Genomic DNA, 20,062 nt, shown 5'->3' on the forward strand with positions numbered 1-20,062 from the left:
AGGATGCCGGGGCAGACAAGCCGCAGGCGCGTCAGTCGCCCCCGAGCGTTTTCTCACGATTGAGATCACGAACCATATCGCGCTCCATCTGCTGCAGGCGCTCCCGCTGAAGGCTCTCCTGAGCCACCTGCTGAACGGCCGCTTCCTGTTTCCGGGTCTGTGGATCGTCGGGCAGGGTCATCTTCTCTTCACCCGGTTTTTCGCGCTCCAGACCGCGAATGACGTCTCCGATGACCTCTTTTACCCGGTCTTCAGATTCGCCGGCTTTACGCCCGTCCCCGGCCACTTCCCGGGCAGTCTGTTCCGCCTGTTTCTCCATATTCTGACGCTGCGCCTCTTCCGCGGCCCGCTGTGCCAGCACTTCTGGCGGAAGCGGAATGTCAGTTCCTGCCGCCTCCGGTGAAACTACCGGTATCGGATCTGCCCAGACGCGTCCGCCGGTGATGGCGCCCGGATTCCAGGGGCGGTCATCGCCAGCAAGGCGCACTACCACGCCGCTGTCAGGGTTATCGCGGGCGACCCTGACGCCCTCTCCCATATTCCCGGCCAGCAGGCTCTCGCCGTTCCGGCTCCCCTGCAGCGCCACAAAGCGGGCATCTTCATTGCCCATCACCCGTCCCTCGCCCCCCATCACCTGCAGGCGGCCGTCGCTGTCCGTCAGCGAACTGAGCCAGATCCCGGCTTCTTTCCCGTTCTTGTCATACACCGGCAGCGCCACGTGGGGCTGCGGATACTGTTTTCCGGGCGAAATGAATTTTCCGGGCGATATCCCCTTCGCAAGGCCGGACTGCTGCAGCGCCGCGCGGCCTGCCGCGGTTTCATTCATCGGTCGCGCACGGCTGAACAGCTGCTCCGCAGTGTGTACCGCCCGGTCATTACGCGGCGCAAGAATATCGTGCGCCGTCGCTTTCGAGGGCGAGGCATTAATTGCTTTTATCCAGCCCTCCCGGCTGTCGGTATAGACCTGAACATGCTGTTTCATACGCGATAACCCGACATAGGCGGATTCGAAGCTGGCCATCGCTTTTCGGCCCTCCGCCACGCCCTCCAGCGCGATGGCAAACGGTTCACTGGCCCCCTGGGCCCCGTGAGCGGTAATGGCATACGCCAGATCAATATGGCGTTGCGCCTCGTCGGCCTTCGGGTTCAGTGTCCGGGAGGTTTTGCCGTCCGACAACGTGACACTGTCACCTGAGACGGATTTTACCTCCCACACGCTGTTGGCCACATAGCCGCGCTCCGGGTCACTTTTGCTGAAGCGCATTCGGTCCCCCTCAGACACGGTGATATCTTCCCGGCGATAGAGCGTCACGCCTTCTGCCGATGCCTCCCGGGGTGAGATAAATCGCTCCTTTCCTTCACTGTCTGTCAGGGTGATCAGCTGATTATCCTTATCCACTTTGCTGATACGGTGGTATACGTTATCAACCAGCGCCACCGCCTCCTTGTGAGCCGTCCAGGTCGACAGTCTGCGCAGTTCACCGTCACGGATGTTACTCGTGACCAGCACCGGCAGGGTGATTTCCTCTTTGCCGGTTTCCCCGTTCTCCCGCCGAGCGTCATGGATCAGACCGTTCAGCGCCCGCCGGTCCTTATTCAGATGGGTGATCACCAGCGTCTGCGACTGTGCCTCCGGGGTGCGACCAGCGTAGTCCTTCACCAGAGCCTCGTAGAGCGTCGCGGGCTGACCTGCCGGCACGCTTTCGCCTTTCTTCAGTGCCTCCTGAATCGCCTTCTCCTGTGCCCGCGTGAATTCCACCACAGAACTGCCCGGCGCCCAGGCGCCTTCTTTTCTCGGCACTTGCTCCGGCGTGACCTGCTCAATGGTGGTCAGGGCGCGGTGCACATCCCGGTCAATCAGGCTGTAGACTGCCGGTCGCAGCTCAGGTACCTGGCGCACAATCTCTTTCATGATGGCCACATCCGCGGCGCTGCGCTGCTGCATCAGCCTGAACGGCTGCCCCGGCGAAATGGACTGCAGCTGGTCGGTATCCCCGCTGGACACTGCGCGACCTCCCCCGGCCGCAATAAGGCTCAGGGCTTTCGCCTTGTCTGACAACCCCACCATCGAACTCTCATCGATCAGAAACAGCGTGTTGCTGAAATCGGGTGTCTGCCCGTTGCGCAGCAGCAGCTGCGTGTCGTGGAGGAACGACGCCGTCGTCCGCGCGTCCACGCCGGCGCTCTGCATTTCCCCGACCGCGCGATGTGTCGGCGCCAGACCGATGACGCGCGGGCGGGTCTCTTCCGGCAGCAGACTGATGGCACTCGTGACAGCCCGGAACTGGGTGGTTTTCCCCACCCCGGCATACCCCTGAACCACCGTGAACCGGTCCGGGGTTTCCAGAATCATCCGGGTCGACGCCCGCTGTCCGGCGGTCAGGCCCGTCATCAGACTGGCCGGCACGCGGTCCATCAGGGGGGCCACCGCGTCTTTGCCTTCAAGTACCCGGGTCAGGATGCTTTTCTCGGCATCCCAGGTCTGCCTGGATATCAGCAGGTCGTTGCCGTGGCCAGAAGAGACGCTCACATTCAGCAACTGCCCCGACCTGATTTGTGCCTGAATGGTCGTGTCGATATCCGCCATCGATACCTTACCGCCCCCGGTTTCCAGCGCCGTGGCCAGCAACTGTGGCCGGGTAAACGTCAGGTCATCGCTTTCCAGCAGGGGAACGGAAAGGTGGATGGCCTGCTCTGCCGGGGTATGCAGCCCGGCCTTCTGCTGTGCGATGGCCGCATCGAGGTCTGTCTCTCCGGAACGGGCCTTCAACTGCTCCGACACCACGCTGAACGCGGTATGTCGCGCCAGCTTCTCCATCGTGCGCGCCGCATCCTGCGCGGAGTACAGCCGGAGGTGACTTCCGCTCTGCGCCAGCTGGTTGAGTGTGGCGTTATCCAGCTCACGCTGCGTCACAGACGCAAAAACCGTTGCCGTCTCGCTGACCGACCTGCCGGGACTTTCCACCCAGCCGTGCCCGACCTTGATACCGTCGAACGGGCTGCTGCCGACAGAAAGCGACTGGGTGGTTTTCTGCCCGGGGCGCTGCACCGTCAGCTGCCCGTCCCCGGATTTGAGCACGGTGATGCTCTCACCACCCTTCAGCCGTGTATCGGGGATTTTTCCCAGCACGGCCAGACGCTCCCCTTCCGCCACCGGCAGTTTATCGGCCCGGAACAACGTCCACTGGCTGTCGACGGCGGAAACTTTCATATCCAGGCGCTCCCCTTCTTTGTCCTTCAGGGTCAGCATGTTGCTGCTGGCGGTCACCCGGTCAATGACAAAGCGGTCATGCTTCCGGGTCTCCGGGTCCCACCGCTCCATCACCATCCCTTCGCGGTAATAGTCCCGCACGCCCCGGCTTTTGCTGTCCAGCCACACCGGCGTCAGGGCGGTGACCGTCATCTCCTTCTCTCCGAGCACACCTTCATTTTTGAGGGTGTCGCGGATAACGCTGTTGAGCACATTCTGTTCACGCGTCCCGCTGATTTGCGCCACGCTTTCCTGTCCCTCACGCACGCTGGCGGCAAATTCCTGCGCCAGCAGGCTGTAGCGTGCCCCTTTGTCCGGCTCACTGATGATGTCTGCCGTCACCTGATGTCCACCCTGCCAGCGGTAGGTATTGACGCCGCTGTCCTTCAGAACCGTCAGCGCACTCCCCGTCCCGCTGCGTTTGCCGCTGTCAGAAAGCAGAACCTGAACGTTATGGCGCATCGCGCCGTCGAGCAGGGAAATTGTCTCTTTCAGGCTCAGCTTCTCCGCCTGGTCAACGATAAGCGTCCCCCCCGGGATAAACGCGGTCCCGTCCTGCAGGGCGGATTTACCGGTCACCGCCTCCCCGGCCAGCCGCGCATCCCCGGCGAGAAAATCACGGGAGCGGTTATCAGCAGCAAGAATATGTACGTCGCGTCCCTGCTCCCGGGCCATGAGGGTCAGCTCGGCCACCCGCTCCCGCTGACCTGCCGCGCCACCCTGCCCGGAGACAATCCCCATCGCCGGCCGGTCCTGAGCCAGCACGCTGACCGCATCGCTGAAGGGGGCCTGACGGACAACAGACGCATCCGGCGTGACAGAGACGTGGTTCTGGCGCTGAACCTCCTGGCTCAGCGCTTTCACGGAGAGCTCATCCAGCACGTGGATATTCGAGGTGAAGAGACCTTTTTCCCGGTCAAGAGGAATAAGCTGCTCGCGCTCGATCGCCGCATCGATACCCGTTCTGGCCTGCTCAAACACACCGGGTTTTGCTTCCAGCTGGCTGACTGTGCGGGCCAGCTGGTCGGCGTAGGTGAACTGCACCTTCCGGTCGCTGAGACTGGCAATGGCTTTCGTGACCACGTCGCTGATATCAGGGCCGTCCATTTTCACCGGACTGACTGGCGCACTGGCGAGCTCTGCTGCGCGCTTATCGGCATCCTCGCGGTAGCTGCGCATATCAAACCCGGTCTCCTTCATCGTGTTCATCCATTCCACCATCTTCTCGGCCGGATCGATGGCTGCTTTGGATTTGCGGGTATCGAGGGCGGCCACATCCCGTGACTTCAGAGAAGCGTCAGGACCCGCAGCCTCCCTGACCTCCTGAGTGCGTGTGGAAAACGGCTCGACCGGAACCTCGTTCATCTCCCACATGCCGTGTTTGCCCACGACTTCGGTTTTGTAGCCAAGTATCTCAACGAGAGGTTTGAGCTCCTCCCGGTAGATTTTCCCGAAGGCTATCTGGTTCGCGTAGACATTCTCGATAAAGCCCGTTTTCCCGACTGTATCAGTGCCAAGAGACTGCCACTTGTCCCCGTTCTGCGTCGCATTCATGACGACGGCGTGAGTGTGCAACTGGGGCTCCTCGTTACGGTTCGTGTCGTGGGTGAATTTCGCCACAATAAGGTTACCGGTCAGCACAGTTTCGCTTTTTCCATCGGTCATCACGCGGGTGGCGGCCAGCGTTTCCACCTGCTGCAGCGCTTTTGTCACCGCCTGGTTATGGGCGTCAATAAGTCTTTTGTCTCCCCCCAGCATCGCCATCACTGAGACACTTTTGGGCGCCGAAAAGGTCAGATCGTAGCCCGGGCGGTGCTTGTTGGTGCCGTCCTGCATCCGGGTCAGGTCGCTGCCGTCCGGCAGCTTTCCTTTCAGAATCTCTGTGAACACGGCCTTGTCGACCGGCTTCCCTTCCAGACCCAGTGCCTCAGCCCCTTTTCCCTGCCAGCGCTCATCCATGCTGCCGATAACGTAATAGTTATCCTTGTCCGTATAGTAGTTACCGGCGCTGCCCGCCGATTTTACGGAGCCAATCGACATCATCAGAAGTTCCCTCCGATCTCAATATCATCCTGCTCATCGCGGCGGTGGCTGTGATTGATATTGACCTCCTCGCGTCGCTGCATATCCCGCTGTGTCTGTTCACCGGCCAGCCAGGCGTCATAGGCATCCATATCTTCAATCACACCGTCGTCGTTCATCCCGGCCGGCAGCCTGTCCTGGCCCTGCTCTGTAGGCTGTTGCGCCAGTTCCTGCTCCGTCCCGCCTGCAGGCACAGTCGTTGCGCTGGTTGTGGATGCTGCGGTGGTAGCAACTGCAGCCGTGCCCGTTGCTGTCGCAGACCTGGGCCGGATTAACGGAACGGTCACCACTTTCGTGACCGGTGCCGCAGGCTCAGGAGTTTCAGGTGATTGACCGATCTCATCGGCAGCCGGCGTTTTGGCTGTTGCCGGTACTTTGACTGTCGCAGGCGATTCGATGCTTTCCGCAGGCTGACTTTGCTCAGGTGTATTCCCGACTTTTACGTCTTTCTCAGCTGGATCAGGCGCCGGTGCATCCGGCGTAAACAGCGCCCTTGCAAGACTACCTTCGGCTTCCCGGGCTTCCAGCAGGGCACTGAGTCGTGTATCCACCCGCGTATCGAGAGAGCGCTGAATAAATCCCTCGGCAATTTTCGGACGTGGTTTGTACTTCAGGGCCAGCTTCACGGCCGGATACGGCCCGGGCAGCGTGACATAGCAGGACAGGTCCGGGAGTGTCTGAATATCCGAGTAACTGACCAGCGTTTCACGCTCTTTTTCTTTCCCGGTCGACACCCCGTCACGTACCGGGTCAGCCCCGTAGGAATACTGTTCGCTGGCCTTGAGGATTTCTTTCTCACCAATTTCACCGGCAGCAAACTCGGCAATCTCTTTACTCGGGGAGCGGAAGAAGGCCCGGGTGTTCATCACGTCAAAGAGCGTGGCGGCTGGCTTAACACCGTAGATATCTTCCAGCTGGGCATAAGACTGAATACCAAAGACATAACAGCCACCAAACTTACGGGCTTCCGGAAGGATTTCGACCAGGTCAGGTAATTTGTGAAGCGTGGGCAATTCATCAGCGAAAATCCACACGCGCCGGTTACGGTTCTCCCCCATAGCCAGAAGGCCACGAATGGCAATCGACAGCCACATCGAGATAACCGGCTTCAGGGAGGCATGGGTGTCAGCATTGGAGGAAATAAACAGCCAGCCATTGGGCCGGTCCTCACGGACACCGCGCATCCAGTCCCTGATGGTGAACGGCTCGCCGTTCTTCTCAATGCCCTGCAGGTAGCGAATGGCCTTGACGTAGTTGGTCAGCACCGCACGAATACTAATGGCGGTTTTCTCAATCTTCTCTTCCACCAGGTTCGCCGCCGGCGTGTTCTGCAGATAGGCGCGCAGCTTGTCGATTTTGATGGAGAGCATCGTATCAACCAGCTTCTCGTAGCTGCGGTCCTTGTCCTCACGCATCAGGTAGGCGCCTTCAGCAAAGATGGTGCGACCAGAGCCCTGCCAGAACGGGTCCTCTTTGGTCCCCATCGGAATAAGGGTATTAGAGATGTTGTCGAAGTCAGGCAGCGACAGACACTCTTTCCACAAATCCCAGGCGGCGCAGCGCGAATCCAGCGGGTTGAGGATTTTATCCAGCGACGGGTCGTAATAGCTTTTGACAAACTCACAGGAGCGGTCGTAAATAATCGCCATGTCCCCCCTGGCCCGAACGTAATTCAGCAGCCGGCGGATGACCTCGGATTTACCGGAACCGACGGTACCGTGGAGACAGAAGTTCTGAATTTCGGAGTTAAGCAATATCGGTAAGTCACCGATTTTAATGTCGGAGGCCATACCGTCACGCTTCATCTGGCGGGCCACTTCTTTGGGCTTATCGGAAAGCTGGCGCCCGCCGGTATTCTCATCCTCGCTCTGCTGTTTACCCTGACGGCCCAGTACCCAGCTGGCGACAAAGAACGTCACGATACAGATGACGAGAGAAACCACGGCAGCGAGCACAAAACTGGTCCACAGCTGCTCCCCACACCAGATAGTGTATTTATCGGCCAGGATTTGTTCCGCATTATATTCCAGTGATCTGCCGTAGTAATTAATCGTATAGACCGGCTGGGAGCGAATGATATCGCGCATGGGTGCCAGGGTGGTACACCACCAGTACACGCAGCCATTCACAAAGGTCTGCCAGCTGAGCCGGTACATCAGCATCAGTCCACACAAAACCCAGAAAATAATAAACAGCACATAGAATATAATATTGGCAATCTGGCCAAACATGCGAAAGCGCATATTGGCAATCTGACCACCCTGGGTCATATCCTTGGCATTAAAACTCATAATCATTGCCCTTAAATACAAAGCGAAGAAATGTTCCGGCAGCAGCCGGCAACGCCTCGCAGGCGCACAAATAAATTGCGCACCTGTTCACCGTTCTGGAGGGTTAAACCTGATACAAAATGAATGAAAGCTGACTGGCAGGAAGACGTTCTGTCAGCATGGCCCGGAGTGTCCGGGCCCGGGAATGATTAAACTACAGAATATTAGCGACGGATTTTGCCAGCTGGTCTTCAAGAACCGGCTGGGCTTCCGGGAATTTCAGATTCACTTTATTGGCGTTAGAGACAACACGTGTCTGGTATTTATGCTGATTACCGGTTTCAGTGCTGGTCTGCACTTTAGCCCCGGAGGTCCCTTGTCGTAATACCGCGACGTTATCCGTCTGCACCTGCGTTTTCGCGCGCTCTGAAATCTGCACATCGGTGATCATCGTGTAATTCACGTCTTCCACCATTGCGTCAGCCGCCATACCGACCAGACCTGCCGCCAGGCCGACACCGAGAGTCGCGCCTGCTGAACTGGAGTTATAGGCGGTGATCCCCGCACCCAGTGCGCCCGCGGTTGCTGCACCTTCATAACCCCGACTTAACCAGCCCTGGGTTTCACGAAGATCCATCTTGTCGGCCTTCAGGACATTCGCCTGTATCCAGTAGCCCGCCGTATCAGGATTGCTGACTACCTGATAGCCCTTAGCAGTGACCGCACTGGTAATTTTAGACTGGAGCCCGCTCATGTCTTTATCGGAGGTATTTTTTATTTGCAGATAAACTGTCTTATTATTTGACGGTTCAAGCCAGATTGTTTCGCTCATCTGGGTTTTGACTTCCAGATTACGCTTTTTAATTGCGGTCCCCATTGCACTACAACCCGAAAGTACCAGTGCAGAACTGACGACCATCACAGCCATGACTTTATTAAGTTTCATCCTGAATCCTTGTGACATAATCAATATGAATGATACACGCTCTCTTTTATTAAAAAGCGCGCGTTTACTATAACGAAATTTTAAAAGAAAGGGAGCAGGGAACTACAAATACAACAATCAATAATAATCAAACAAAAACTTCAGCCTATGAATAGGCTACTAAATTTGATAGTCAATAACATTTAAATAAGTTGCTAATCGTGCCGATCAATTCCATATGGATTTCCAGAAACATCGACATTCCCAATCATTGGAAGACCATTCGCGGGATTGACCTCATCAATACTAAATCTAGTATGACTAACACTTTCATGAAACCACTCAGGTTCAGATACTGATGAATCAAAGCCATCTGGAGCTACGCTAAAGTCATTCCGATTATGATTAAATGATGTTGAAGAACCACCTCCCTGTAATTCATTGGCATCAAATATATCTCTTTGCATATCAAATGATTTCAAGCTGACCACTTTACCATTACTACTTTTAACGCCATAACCATGAGAACCAATTTTTTTTAATGAAAAAAAAGCAAACTGAACGTTTAGTATATACAAGGGGTACATAACAATAGCAAACATACAAAACACTGGACCAAATAGAGAGAAAACAGAAACAATCATTAAGCCGACAATGCTCTTATCTTTCCCCAATGCTTGTTTTTTGTTTTTACCTATCTGATAGAACGCATAGTTAAAAACAATCAACCACATCAAGGAAGCACATACCATGAAAAGAGTTTCAGGGAGTTGCCATCCAGCCAGAACACAAGACACATATTGGATCACTATCAAAAAAATAGATTTCATAGCTTACCTCCTAAACCTTCCATCCTTATGGTTTATGCTTTTCCTGATAGTCGCGAGCCTTATTTAGTAGCTCATCTCTAGTATCAGCTCCAGGGAGCGATTTCTGCTCATCCTTTTTCCCATTGTATTCATTTTCCATTTTATTTCCTTCCGATTTATGATTATTTTTCAGGTCGGTGTGTTGTCCTTTCACGTCATCTCCCTGATGCTGGATTCCCTGATGTGCATCCTGATGCGCCTGTTTGTTTTGAGACACCATGTTATCAACCGTTTGTACCACATTATCCTTAATACCTGCGTCCTTAGTCATGGCATCTATTGACCCTGAATGCTGCGCATAATCAGATGTAACAGTGTTATGTCCCCCACTGCCTGACACTCCCGGCATGTTTTGCCCAATACTTCCTCTCGCCTCCTGATAGGCGCCATCAACTTTAGGCTCTACCTGCTCTTTAACAAATTCACGGGCCAGCGCTTCTCGCTGTGCAGCCACTTCCGGCGAACTGGTATTTGTCAGGATAGCTTCCGCATTCTGCGGAGAGCGCTGTTGGACAAAGTTTGCAAACTGCTGCGTCAGATTCTCGCTCATCTGGCCACTCATGCTTTCGGTACGTGACGCCATTTCACTGAATTCATGGCTGCGTGTACGGCTGTTTGTATATTGGTCGTAGCTGTTTTTCGCACTTGAAAGTGAAGCAGAGAATTGGTCCACGCGGGAGCTGGCATTATTATCTGTCGCATTTCCTGATGTGCTGGTTTTCTTGCTAGTAAGGTAATCAGAGGACTCTCTGAAATCTTTTACTGCCTGACTACTGGTATCATGATTATCAGTATTTGTTTTACGACCGGATTCACTAACATTGTCTTGTGAGCCCGAACTCGCAGTACCGCTTACTGAAGCCCTTACACCGCCTTCAATATGTCCACCATTTCCAAATAACTCCATGCCACCCTTCATACTGGCACCGCCATACATTTCGCCGGAAACAGCACCTTTAACTGATTTATCCATAAGCTGACTAAATGCTTCATCTCTACTTATGTGGTTTGATTTAGCATATGAATCAACAGCATTCCACATTTTGCTTTTCGCCATCGAATCCTGCGATGATTCGGTATTATCGGCCCCGGTGGTGGTTGACGCGCTGGTTCCCATATTGGTGCCAAACTGCTTCAGGCGGTTCCAGGCGCTCGTTACGCTGCTGTTATAGCCCTGCAGTGAGCTCTCTGCCTGGACGTCAGATTCACGTGCCATCTGCTGCTGTGCACTGGCTATCTGTCGGCCAACATTGATATCCACTGGGAGTTTTGACATGGCGCCGCTGCTGTCCCAGACCATCGATCCATCCCGGGTCTGCGTACCCATGCCACCGTTCCCCAGTTGCCGGGACATCTGCCCAAAGGCTGTGTTGCTGTTGGTGTTCCAGCTGTTTCCGCTGACATTATCCGTCTGCATATTTGAGAACGAGTAATTCCCGTCCACCACACTGGATGAAGCCTGCGACGTGGAGCTGAGACCGGACGAAGCAAAATGGCTGTACGCGCTGGAGAAGCCCGCTCCCATGCTTTTGATCATCGCCCAGGTTAACGGAGGGATCATCATGGAGATGTAGCCCGCGGTCGTGGCAATATCTGAGTTCTTCAGTTGGAGCTGAGAGAGCTCGGACAACACCACTGGTACGCCATTCTGTTTTGCATAATAAGCCATCGCACTGTTCAAAATGGCATACAGCAGGGGCCATGACTGCAGCCACATCAGGGCATAAATGTACCCTTTCAGCACCTGCATCGTCATCATGTTGAACATGGCGGCCATCACCATGATTGGAAACAGACCAATCATAATTCCCATCACTACCGTCTGCATCATCGGCAGGGAGCGTAACGCCTGGTGTCCCATAGTCGCCTGGGCCAGGCGCTGCTTTTCCAGCGAAGAGGTGTTAGCAATGTTGACCAGGCTGGCCGTATCCCCGCTGCGGGCCGCATAGCTCTGTATACCGCTGCGAAGGGCATTCATGGTGACGTTCTGACGGATAATCTGTCCCGCACTCTGCCCGGAGCTGTAGAAGTAGTTATAGGAATCACCGATCATCTGGCTGAACAGTACGTCCGAATTAGGTTTTCCACCAAACAGTTGACGAACGTAGTAGCTCCAGGTTTTCCCGCCAGTCTGGGTATCCAGCGCCAGAGCTGCCTTCAAATCCCGTGAGGCTTCCTGGCAGGTCCTGAACTGATTGTTTTTATCAAACACCCCGCGCAGCGGGCTGGGATTTGAAAAAATAATGGTGTACGGATCTGGGGAGTTCAGTAGTTCTTCAAACGAGTATTTATGGTTCAGGAAAATATCGCCCATCACGCAGTTCTGCACATAGTCGGAGAACAGAGTGGTAATCTCCGGGTTCTGAGAGATAAAGTCGGTACTTTTTGCCACCAGATTACTGCCAAACAACATCCCCGTCTTGCTGTATGTCACGCTGTCGGGCAGCGAGAAAATCATCTCATAGCCCTGTATCAGGGCGTTCCCGACACGCGTGGTGAGTGACGCGGGAATAGCCAGACCTATCGGGACGTTGTCGACCTGATAGACCTGAGAGACATTGCTGTAATCGATAATCTGCACAGGTTTACGAATGACGACCAGCATCGAGACCAGCGTCAGGGCAAACACCCAACCAACCAAATCCATGATGTTATGCTGTTTCACCCAACTGCTGGCGACAATCAGCACGGAAAAGGCGATACACATTTTCTCGATGGAAGACCAGGTACCGGTACTCATGAAAGCAGCAATGGCATTCAGGTTTCCCCGAAACCAGTCCCCGCCGGCTATCGTGTAGATTTCCAGCATCAGAGGCTTCCTCCGAAGTGATAGTTATTCTGGTAGCGGGTCATCATACGGGCAGAGACCTGCTGACGCATGTAACTCATCTGCCGGTCAACAACCAGTAACGCGTCCTGCTGGACCTGGACACGTTGCTGGAAGGCGGCAATCTGCACACTGGCCTGGTTCAGGTTTTCGAGGATCATATCCATTGTCGACTGGGGATAATTCCCGGTTGCGACCATTGCGCGGGCCTGCTGGATCAGCTCCTGGATGTACTGCAGCAAAATGTCGTAGCCGATATAGTCCGTCAGCTGGTAGATAAGCGTGTTAGATACGCCCAGCATCTGCGGGTCGACCAGGTATTTGAATACCGGGATGGTGGTGCTGGAGATAAACCCTTTCTCCTGCTCCGTGAGTTTTTCATCCGCCACAGCCTTATTCTGGATACTACTCAGAAGGGTGGAGATCTGGTTCTTGAGCGCCTTGTTTGCAGCGATGGTGACCGTGGCGTCGGCGACAACCTTGAGGCACTTATCCGAATCATTGCAGTGGTAAATCCTGGCTGTCCCGCCCTCCATCATTGCCTTAATCAGGTCCTGGTCCGTAGTGCGTGCCGGCAGCGGCGTAATTTCACTGTTTTCGCCAAAAATAAGGGTGCCGGTTAGTGTCATCACAAACTCTTTCAATTCCTTGTTGCCATCAAAGAGGCGATTTTTTGACAGGGCATTCCACATGACATTGATGTTCTTCATGACCCGCTCCTTGTCCTTGTCGCTGGCTTTGTCCTGTACCTTGTCCATCTGCCCGCCCACCGAACAGCCCTGCCGAGAAGCAGCCCAGTCCGAGAAGATGTTGCTCTCGCCGGCGATGTCCTGGCAGACTTTCTGCTGCGCCACCTGAGTGCGAGGAAACAGACCGCCCACAATGCCCTGTGCGGCCTGGCAGGAACTGAGGTTCATGCTGTTGATGTCGCTGGCCATCTTCTGCAGAAAATCTTTCGCGGTTTTAATCTCAGGAACAGTCGTCTGCAGTGCCAGATCAAAAAAGTAACCAACGGAATTACTCATAATTTGTTTGCCGAATCGCTGTATCTGCTCGCTGTTGATAAAGGAGAACGAGCCCAGATACGCATCGATACCACCGCAGCCAGCGTTAATATCCGGCAGGGTCATGCTGACCAGTTGGATGGTTTTCACCTGCGTCCTTGCATACAGCGAACCGCCGGAAGCGTAACCTGCCGCCTGCCCCTGCCAGACTTGTGGCTGAGACGTATTGGAGGCAAACCCGAGCTTATTGAAGAAGTTGTTCATGTCGCCGTTAACATCTGCGGCCGCCGTAAATGACATCCCCAGCAACATCCCGCAAAGCACTGATAATGGTTTACGAATGAGCATGAGGCCCTCCTTCTTTCATTTTATTTTTCCGTCCGTGGACGCGGTTTAAATATCGCTGGAAGCTTTTTTCAAAGGCATACTCAAACCAGAAAGCCAGTTCAGCCATCAGTACTCCCAGCAAAGCCGTTGCCAGACAACCAATGGAAAGTGAAAAAAGAATAAAGGGCACGAAATACATCAGGGCATTCAAAATATCCATTACGTTCTTTGCCGTCCCCAGTTTTTCCGGCGGGGTTAACAGGTCAGACAATAAACCGAAATACGCATGGCTTCCCCACCACAGGCACAATCCGGAAAAACCAAACATAAAAGCGAGACAATAATAAACATCGAATCTCTTTTGCCGTGATAGCTTCAGGCGTTTATTTCTTTCCAGTACGGGTAACGAAGAATATATTTTGTTGAGACTATCCATTATCAGGTGCCCCCATCATTTGAAATACCGTATCCATTCTGGCCATAAATCCCGGAGCATCGGTGGCCCCCTGCAGAATCGGATACGCCGCCAGCGTATTCACATTCACCAGAAATGTGGTCGGGGTAGCTACCGGGATATTCGGGAAAAAAGTCTGCATCACGTCAGGCGGTACCGGCAGGGATTCAGGGAACGCCTCGTCCCCCTGCCCGTCGATCGTGTAAGAGAACACCGAGAATCCATATTGTCCGGACAGCTGCTTCAGAACCGGGTCAAACTTATGGCAGTACGGGCAGTGCCCCTGCATAAACAGCACCACTTTCCAGTCGCTGAGATTAACCTGTTGGCCGTTGCTGAGTCGGTACCAGCGGGCCTGAGAGACCGGCTTCACGGGTGCGGACACGCCAGCAGATGGCGCCGGCGTCGTGCCTGTTATGCCCTGTGGGTCCCAGAGGGATTTTACTTCATCGAGCGTACCAGCCCAGGTCACGGGAGAAAGCGCCAACAGCAAAGCAGCCGTTGTGATACCCGCCCTAATTGTCTTCAGGTTGCTTTTCACGGGCCTTCTCCTGTTTTTCAACTTCAGCAATCAGGGCATTGAGAATTCGGTATCCACCAAATATCACCATACCCAACCCCAGAACTTCCCCGGCCTGAATGGCCAGCTCAGGCTGTTTTCTGACGAGCCTGGCAATCAGGTGGAAAAACACGCCCACAGCCAGTACCCACATTCCCGTAATGTCTAAATCGGGGAACCGAATCTTTCGCATGACACACTCCTTAAAAATTGGGTTTAAAGTCGCTGGAGACATAGAGGAACTGTTTCGCCAGGTCGTCCTGGCTGATAAAGCCGTAACTGAGGGGTTTAACCTGTCCGCTTTTGGGATTGACCAGCATCATTGCGGGGAAGTACTTCACCCCGAGCTGTTGTGCCTGCCCCTGGTCCATCCGGCTGTCGGGGAGCAAGGGATTCACCACGCCGTCGACGGAGACCGGTATCACGCTCAGACCGTAGGTTTCGCGGAAGTTTTTGATGACCTGGACCAGTTGCCCGTCGATGGCCTCCCGGCCGCGGTAGAAAAACATCACGCCATAGTGTTGGGCCAGGGAGGAGATAGCCTTGCGTTGTTCGGCGTAGTCGGCAGCCAGCTGGTTTTTCACCGTGCCGTTGTAGTGGCTGTACTGCAGGTTGTAATCGAGCTCCGGGTTTTCCAGCATGGCCTTCTTCGCGCTCATCGAGAACAGGCCAGCCTGCTGCGTCCAGTAGTTCTGTAGCCGAAAATACTTCACGAAATTATCAGATGAGGGGTAAAGAATAGCCTCGTAAAGCGAGCGCTTTGTGGCCGCCTGCAGCTGCGCCAGCTTCTCCAGGATGTCCTGCTTTGCCGGTGGTAGCGGTGGCGTGGCTCGCGTCTCCGGGTCTGGTCTTTTCAGCTTCTCGTTGTACCACTGCCAGCCCGCATCTTTCGCCCAGGCCGGCATCAGGGTGCAACAAAGGCACCCCGCCAGTATGGCGGCATGTAGTTTTCCCATAATGAATACCTTTATGACTGAATTAATTCGGCAGGCGCGAAATATGTTGATAAACGGTGTATTTATCGAGGTTGACTGTTTTCGTTTCAGGGTCAGTGCGTCCCTCAAACCGGAAACCGTGGCAGTACAGTGTCATATTATTCATTTCTAATGCCGTACGCTCGCCGTTCCTGATAACCCACGCAGCCTGCGAGCTCCTGTCACACTGAATACCCCAGGCCCGGTTGGTGGCCATAAACGCATTAATCTGTTTATCCCGCCACAAGCTGTAAGACATGACGCTGGCCAGAAAAACGACAAACACCGCGACAAACGTCATAACCAGACCGTACGCTTTTTTCTCCTCCATGCTTTCCACTCCCTATTTCGTTTTTTTCAATGGCACCTTAAAGACCGATAAAAACAGATTAAGCAAAAACCAGATAAACCCCGTAGCAAAAATAAAAATGACACTCGCGATATAATCACTGGCCGTGGTCCCAATAACCGCGACCCAGGAAAAGTAAACCACGGGGGAAATAATAACGGCTGTCAGTAGCAACCTTACACAGAAGTCCACGCTAGGATGTTTAGCAAAGCTAACTATCACTTTTATCCTCCTTACCGACGTCGGCCTTTTCATCACTGAACCCCGTGATGAGGACGTAGATGACAATAGAAACGGCACCAAATCCAGCAGCCGCGGATAGGCTGTGCGCGGTAAACAGCGTGACCAGCATGGCGACGGTAACCTGGGTGACCAGCGCACCCAGGAAGAACATCAGCGCCCCACGTGTCATGGCCAGCAAGGCCATCATCAGCGGAGTCGCCAGGATAATAATAAAGAGCACGACGGGTTTTAACGTTGGCATCGCGCCGGTGCTCAGCCACGACATCGCACTTAATGCGATAAAGACCAGGATAAACGGATAAAGTACTTTTCCTTTACTCAACTTATTAAAAAGGTCATGTGTTTTCATGTTTACTTTCCTTTATTTATTTGGATGATGACTGCGTGAGAAGTTCTTTAATTCGCTGTTTTGTTTTCTCTGTCAGTTCCGCATTATCCGGGATTTTTTGGTTATTCATTAAATCCTCCATGAAGTTCGCAAAATCCAGCCGGTTAAAGTTAATGCCCTGGAGTTCAGCCATCGTGATCCCCCGGCAGTTCGGGCTGCTGGCGCCCCCGAAACTAATATGCAGTTGTCCGTTGCGGCCCTGTTCCTGAACGATCTGAGCCAGCTTGGAGTCAAACTGACAGTAGCTGCGTTTCTTCTCCAGGCAGATCCCCAATACCTTCTTCGAGCAAAACTCCCCCACGCTGACCGTCAGCTTGTTCGTTTTTGCTTTGGCCAGTGCCTTCTCTTCGCTGCTGCAGCGTGCCAGGCCAACGTCCTGCCCCCACCCACTGTCTTTGCAGCAGTTACTGAATCCGGCCGCGAATTTTTTGCAGTACTTCGCTTTACCGGTGAACGCCTTCACATCCACGCCGTTCAACTTAGCAACATCCTCCCCTGCCGCCGCCAGCGCCGCGAGCTCAGAAACCGCCTGTCCAAAGCTGTTGTTCGTGCCGCTGACCGCTTTATCGCACTCGCCATCGAGGCAGAACATATCGCCACCACAAACCATCTGCTTTCCGCTGGTCCGGGTTTCGCAGGAGAACGTGACATACTCGTGCAGACAGGTCCCGTCCTCCGCGCTGAACGCGCACTGGCGTGATGACAACGTGCATGCCGCATTACTCATCAGGTTTTCACAGGAGCCGTTATCCGCCGGCTGAGTCAGCCAGGTGTCTTTATATTTCCAGCAGGCCTCCGTAAAGGTGTACTCTTTCCCGCCGAGGTTGAGAGTTTTTGTCCCGCCCGGGCTGATACATTCTTCGCCAGTTTTCGTGCCCTCGTCCTTGCTGAACGGACAGCTTTCAACCCAGACCACCTCTGGTGCAAACACGGTTTCCGTCTCTTCCATAACCAGTATGACCGTCACCTGAATGGACTTAACATTCACTGACGGTTGGGTTTTCGACGTTTTGGTGACCGCAACGGTCTGTCCGGCAGCCACATTGCGGTCCATGCTGAAAGACTGATGAATTTTCCCGGTACCATCGTAGTAATGGTGGGTACAGTGCGTATTCTGACCGCCAGAACACGTCGTCATCGTGTTGGGCCAGGTCATCACGTCGACAGGGAACGTTTTATCAAAGAGGCTGATTTTTTCGCTGACAGCAATCTTGCAGCTATCTCTTACCGTTCCCTCGCTGTCACACTCGTCAATCCAGGGAATGGGAAGAGGTTCTCCATCAATGGAAACGCTTAACAGGCGTCCTGTAGACGGGATCGTCAGTTTCCCGTCCCATCGGTTGCTGTTTCGGGTGAAGGACAGCGGGACGGCCTGCTGATACGTGCGGTTCACCTTTTGCGTCGTGGCGTTGTCTTTCAGCGTCGCCTCCCGTGTGCAGAAGTTCTCTACCTGCAAATCCCGCTCGCACGTCTGGTTCGTAAACTCGCTGCGATTAACTACCTGTGCCTTACAGGCCTGACCGGTATTCCCCACAATCGAATCCGCTCTGGACTCGGTCTCTTTCGCCGCCTGAATGAACGGCGCGTCGGCCGAAATACTGTCCGGGGGACTGTTAGTAAACGACTCCGTGATGCTGTTCCCCACATCACTGTTGGCCCATTCGGCTGCAGAGTCGCTTTTCAGATTACTGTCACCACTGGCTGAGACACCGCCGTAATACTTCGTCTGCGCCGGTTTGCTGGTATACCCTGGCAGCGTGTCAGCACCGTTGAAGTTCTTCAGCGAGTCAGTCCCGCTTCCCTGTATCTGCTTCGCATAATCAGCGCCGGCTTTGTAATCGGACGTGCTGTCAGCGCAGGCTGGTACCGTAAACCAGATAAATGTCCCGAGCACAAACATATGCAGCATCAGGATCAGGGGGAGTGATCTCATCAGGCACCTCCCAGCAATTTTCGGGCTGTGTCTGCACAATCCCCTTTCTCAACGACCTTCTCCAGAGCCTGCTTCAGGCGGATGTTGCCCTGTATAACATCAAAGCCGGCTTTGCAGCGTACAACCAACGCGGGAACACTGCGGATGCCGTACTGTGAATAGAGCGTCGGATCGATTTGCACCCCTTCGGTGATCCCCGCTTTAACCAATCCCATCACCGCATCAGTGGTGGCTTTCATGTCGTTATTGACGAGCCCCCGGAGCGTGGCGGGAATACCGTAGCGGTGGGTTTCATGCAGCATCCGTTTTAACCCCTCGTCCGGTATTGAGAAGGAGATGAAATACACAGCACCTTCCGCTGGTTTATCCCGGGTCGACTCCCGCTGCTGGCTGGCCAGATTATCGATGAACTGCTGATCCGAACGGGTAAGAGGGTTACGGCTAATTTGAGCTTCAAGCTCCTGCTGCAGCGCCTTATCCGGTTGCCGGCGCAACTGCTCGCTGAAATCCTCCTGCTGCTTAAGCCACTGACGATCTGCCGCCATCGGGTCTGACGAGACTGCGCCCTCTGTCGCGGCGACGGTACGGGTCAGTAACAGCATCACCGTCAGTATGTTCAGTAATTTCACAGTAGACTCCTTTCAGTAGACACAGTTACGTTTTCGCCACATCAGATAGCCGAAGTTCTTTCGGGTAATCGGCGGGTTTTTCCCGACCTCCCAGCGCGTGACCGTTCGCCCCAGGGGATGGCACTGCGCGCTGTCGGGGTACATATTCACCATCTGGTACCGCCAGCGCTCCTTGGGAATAATCGGTGACGGGTATTCGTAACAGACCGCGACATCGGCACCAACGGTCTCCAGGATCTGCCCCTGCCGGTGGAGCTTGTAGGCCATGCGTTCACTCAGCAGCAGCGATGACTGCAGCGGACTGGATTCATTACTGACCCAGCCACTAAAGGGGTACATCGAGCCCTGAGAGCCGGCACACCAGAAGAGGATGTCCAGCGGCTTGTTGAATGCGCTGGCAATGGCGTCAGCGGCACAGGCGCCCTGGGCTATCGGGTTCGCAAACAATACGGCTTCGGGGTTCAGAATAGTGGTCAGGCTGCTGTCCACCCAGGTCGGGTCAATTTCCGAAAGGTAGGCAATGTCCATATCTCCGCCCTGCAGGCATCCTGCCGACGTAATGATGCTAAGCCAGCTGGTCAGCGGATATTTGTACCAGTGCACGTGATAGAAGGCCCCGTTGACCTGCTTATCGTCCTTTTTCGCGGTTCCCATCCCGGTTTTGCCCAGGTTTAGGCTAAACCCGCCCATATTCACCATGCAGCCCGGAGAGCGGCTGACATCCGTCATGGCCATTGGCTCCCAGTAACCGATCGCCATCCCGATACGGTAAAAAATGGGCGGCGGCATGGGGCAGGTTTGAATAGGGCTGGCCGGGTTCACCGTGTCCGGGCCGCCACCGGCCGCCACAGAGGCACTGCCGATAGACATCGGGAAAATGCACTGCCAGCACACATCTGAAATCGGATTAACAAAGCGGCCTTCGCAGGACGGGTCGGCAAAGGCATTCAGACTTTGCCCCCACAACAGCACGGCGGTG

The 20,062-nt window shown here is 54.5% G+C and carries 16 protein-coding genes; all 16 read right to left on the reverse strand.

What is annotated here, in order from left to right:
- Positions 1-31: 31 nt before the first annotated feature.
- Positions 32-5,293: a conjugative transfer relaxase/helicase TraI gene (traI, locus tag MMW58_RS28850; protein WP_241723813.1), complete on the reverse strand. Its 5,262-nt coding sequence runs from the start codon at positions 5,291-5,293 to the stop codon at positions 32-34.
- Positions 5,293-7,623 (reverse strand): type IV conjugative transfer system coupling protein TraD, encoded by a 2,331-nt coding sequence (traD, locus tag MMW58_RS28855; RefSeq protein WP_032716692.1) that lies wholly within the window; start codon positions 7,621-7,623, stop codon positions 5,293-5,295. Before traD ends, traI begins: the two co-directional genes overlap by 1 nt.
- 193 nt (positions 7,624-7,816) lie before the next feature.
- Positions 7,817-8,548, reverse strand: a complete 732-nt coding sequence (traT, locus tag MMW58_RS28860; protein ID WP_032716670.1) for a conjugal transfer complement resistance protein TraT — start codon at positions 8,546-8,548, stop codon at positions 7,817-7,819.
- A gap of 194 nt (positions 8,549-8,742) precedes the next feature.
- Positions 8,743-9,357, reverse strand: a complete 615-nt coding sequence (locus MMW58_RS28865; protein ID WP_032732092.1) for a hypothetical protein — start codon at positions 9,355-9,357, stop codon at positions 8,743-8,745.
- A gap of 25 nt (positions 9,358-9,382) precedes the next feature.
- A complete protein-coding gene (traG, locus tag MMW58_RS28870) occupies positions 9,383-12,205 on the reverse strand; it encodes a conjugal transfer mating-pair stabilization protein TraG (RefSeq protein ID WP_241723814.1) in 2,823 nt (940 codons plus the stop codon).
- Positions 12,205-13,575 (reverse strand): conjugal transfer pilus assembly protein TraH, encoded by a 1,371-nt coding sequence (gene traH, locus MMW58_RS28875; protein WP_032700807.1) that lies wholly within the window; start codon positions 13,573-13,575, stop codon positions 12,205-12,207. Before traH ends, traG begins: the two co-directional genes overlap by 1 nt.
- Positions 13,562-13,990 (reverse strand): conjugal transfer protein TrbF, encoded by a 429-nt coding sequence (locus MMW58_RS28880; RefSeq protein WP_032700808.1) that lies wholly within the window; start codon positions 13,988-13,990, stop codon positions 13,562-13,564. The genes traH and MMW58_RS28880 overlap by 14 nt, the downstream gene beginning before the upstream one ends.
- Complete coding sequence (gene trbB / locus MMW58_RS28885; RefSeq protein WP_064361004.1) at positions 13,983-14,549, reverse strand: type-F conjugative transfer system pilin assembly thiol-disulfide isomerase TrbB; 567 nt, start codon at positions 14,547-14,549, stop codon at positions 13,983-13,985. Before trbB ends, MMW58_RS28880 begins: the two co-directional genes overlap by 8 nt.
- Positions 14,524-14,760 carry a type-F conjugative transfer system pilin chaperone TraQ gene (gene traQ, locus MMW58_RS28890; protein ID WP_064361003.1) on the reverse strand — a complete coding sequence of 79 codons (237 nt, stop codon included), beginning with the start codon at positions 14,758-14,760 and terminating at the stop codon, positions 14,524-14,526. The genes trbB and traQ overlap by 26 nt, the downstream gene beginning before the upstream one ends.
- Positions 14,761-14,770: 10 nt before the next feature.
- Positions 14,771-15,523, reverse strand: a complete 753-nt coding sequence (gene traF, locus MMW58_RS28895) for a type-F conjugative transfer system pilin assembly protein TraF (protein ID WP_241723815.1) — start codon at positions 15,521-15,523, stop codon at positions 14,771-14,773.
- Between the two features lie 22 nt (positions 15,524-15,545).
- On the reverse strand, positions 15,546-15,872 hold the full coding sequence (locus MMW58_RS28900; protein WP_064361001.1) for a hypothetical protein: 327 nt from the start codon (positions 15,870-15,872) through the stop codon (positions 15,546-15,548).
- 12 nt (positions 15,873-15,884) lie between these two features.
- Entirely contained in the window at positions 15,885-16,145 is a 261-nt protein-coding gene (gene trbE / locus MMW58_RS28905) for a conjugal transfer protein TrbE (RefSeq protein WP_227629323.1), read from the reverse strand.
- Positions 16,102-16,482, reverse strand: coding sequence for a hypothetical protein (locus tag MMW58_RS28910; RefSeq protein ID WP_064360999.1), 381 nt, complete (start codon positions 16,480-16,482; stop codon positions 16,102-16,104). The genes trbE and MMW58_RS28910 overlap by 44 nt, the downstream gene beginning before the upstream one ends.
- 16 nt (positions 16,483-16,498) lie before the next feature.
- Positions 16,499-18,454 carry a type-F conjugative transfer system mating-pair stabilization protein TraN gene (gene traN / locus MMW58_RS28915; protein ID WP_064360998.1) on the reverse strand — a complete coding sequence of 652 codons (1,956 nt, stop codon included), beginning with the start codon at positions 18,452-18,454 and terminating at the stop codon, positions 16,499-16,501.
- Positions 18,454-19,083 carry a type-F conjugative transfer system pilin assembly protein TrbC gene (gene trbC / locus MMW58_RS28920; protein ID WP_064360997.1) on the reverse strand — a complete coding sequence of 210 codons (630 nt, stop codon included), beginning with the start codon at positions 19,081-19,083 and terminating at the stop codon, positions 18,454-18,456. Before trbC ends, traN begins: the two co-directional genes overlap by 1 nt.
- 12 nt (positions 19,084-19,095) lie before the next feature.
- Positions 19,096-20,055, reverse strand: coding sequence for a conjugal transfer pilus assembly protein TraU (gene traU / locus MMW58_RS28925; protein WP_233428435.1), 960 nt, complete (start codon positions 20,053-20,055; stop codon positions 19,096-19,098).
- Positions 20,056-20,062: the final 7 nt, after the last annotated feature.

The sequence above is a fragment of the Klebsiella sp. HC6 genome (assembly GCF_022605325.1).
GTDB lineage: Bacteria > Pseudomonadota > Gammaproteobacteria > Enterobacterales > Enterobacteriaceae > Klebsiella > Klebsiella terrigena.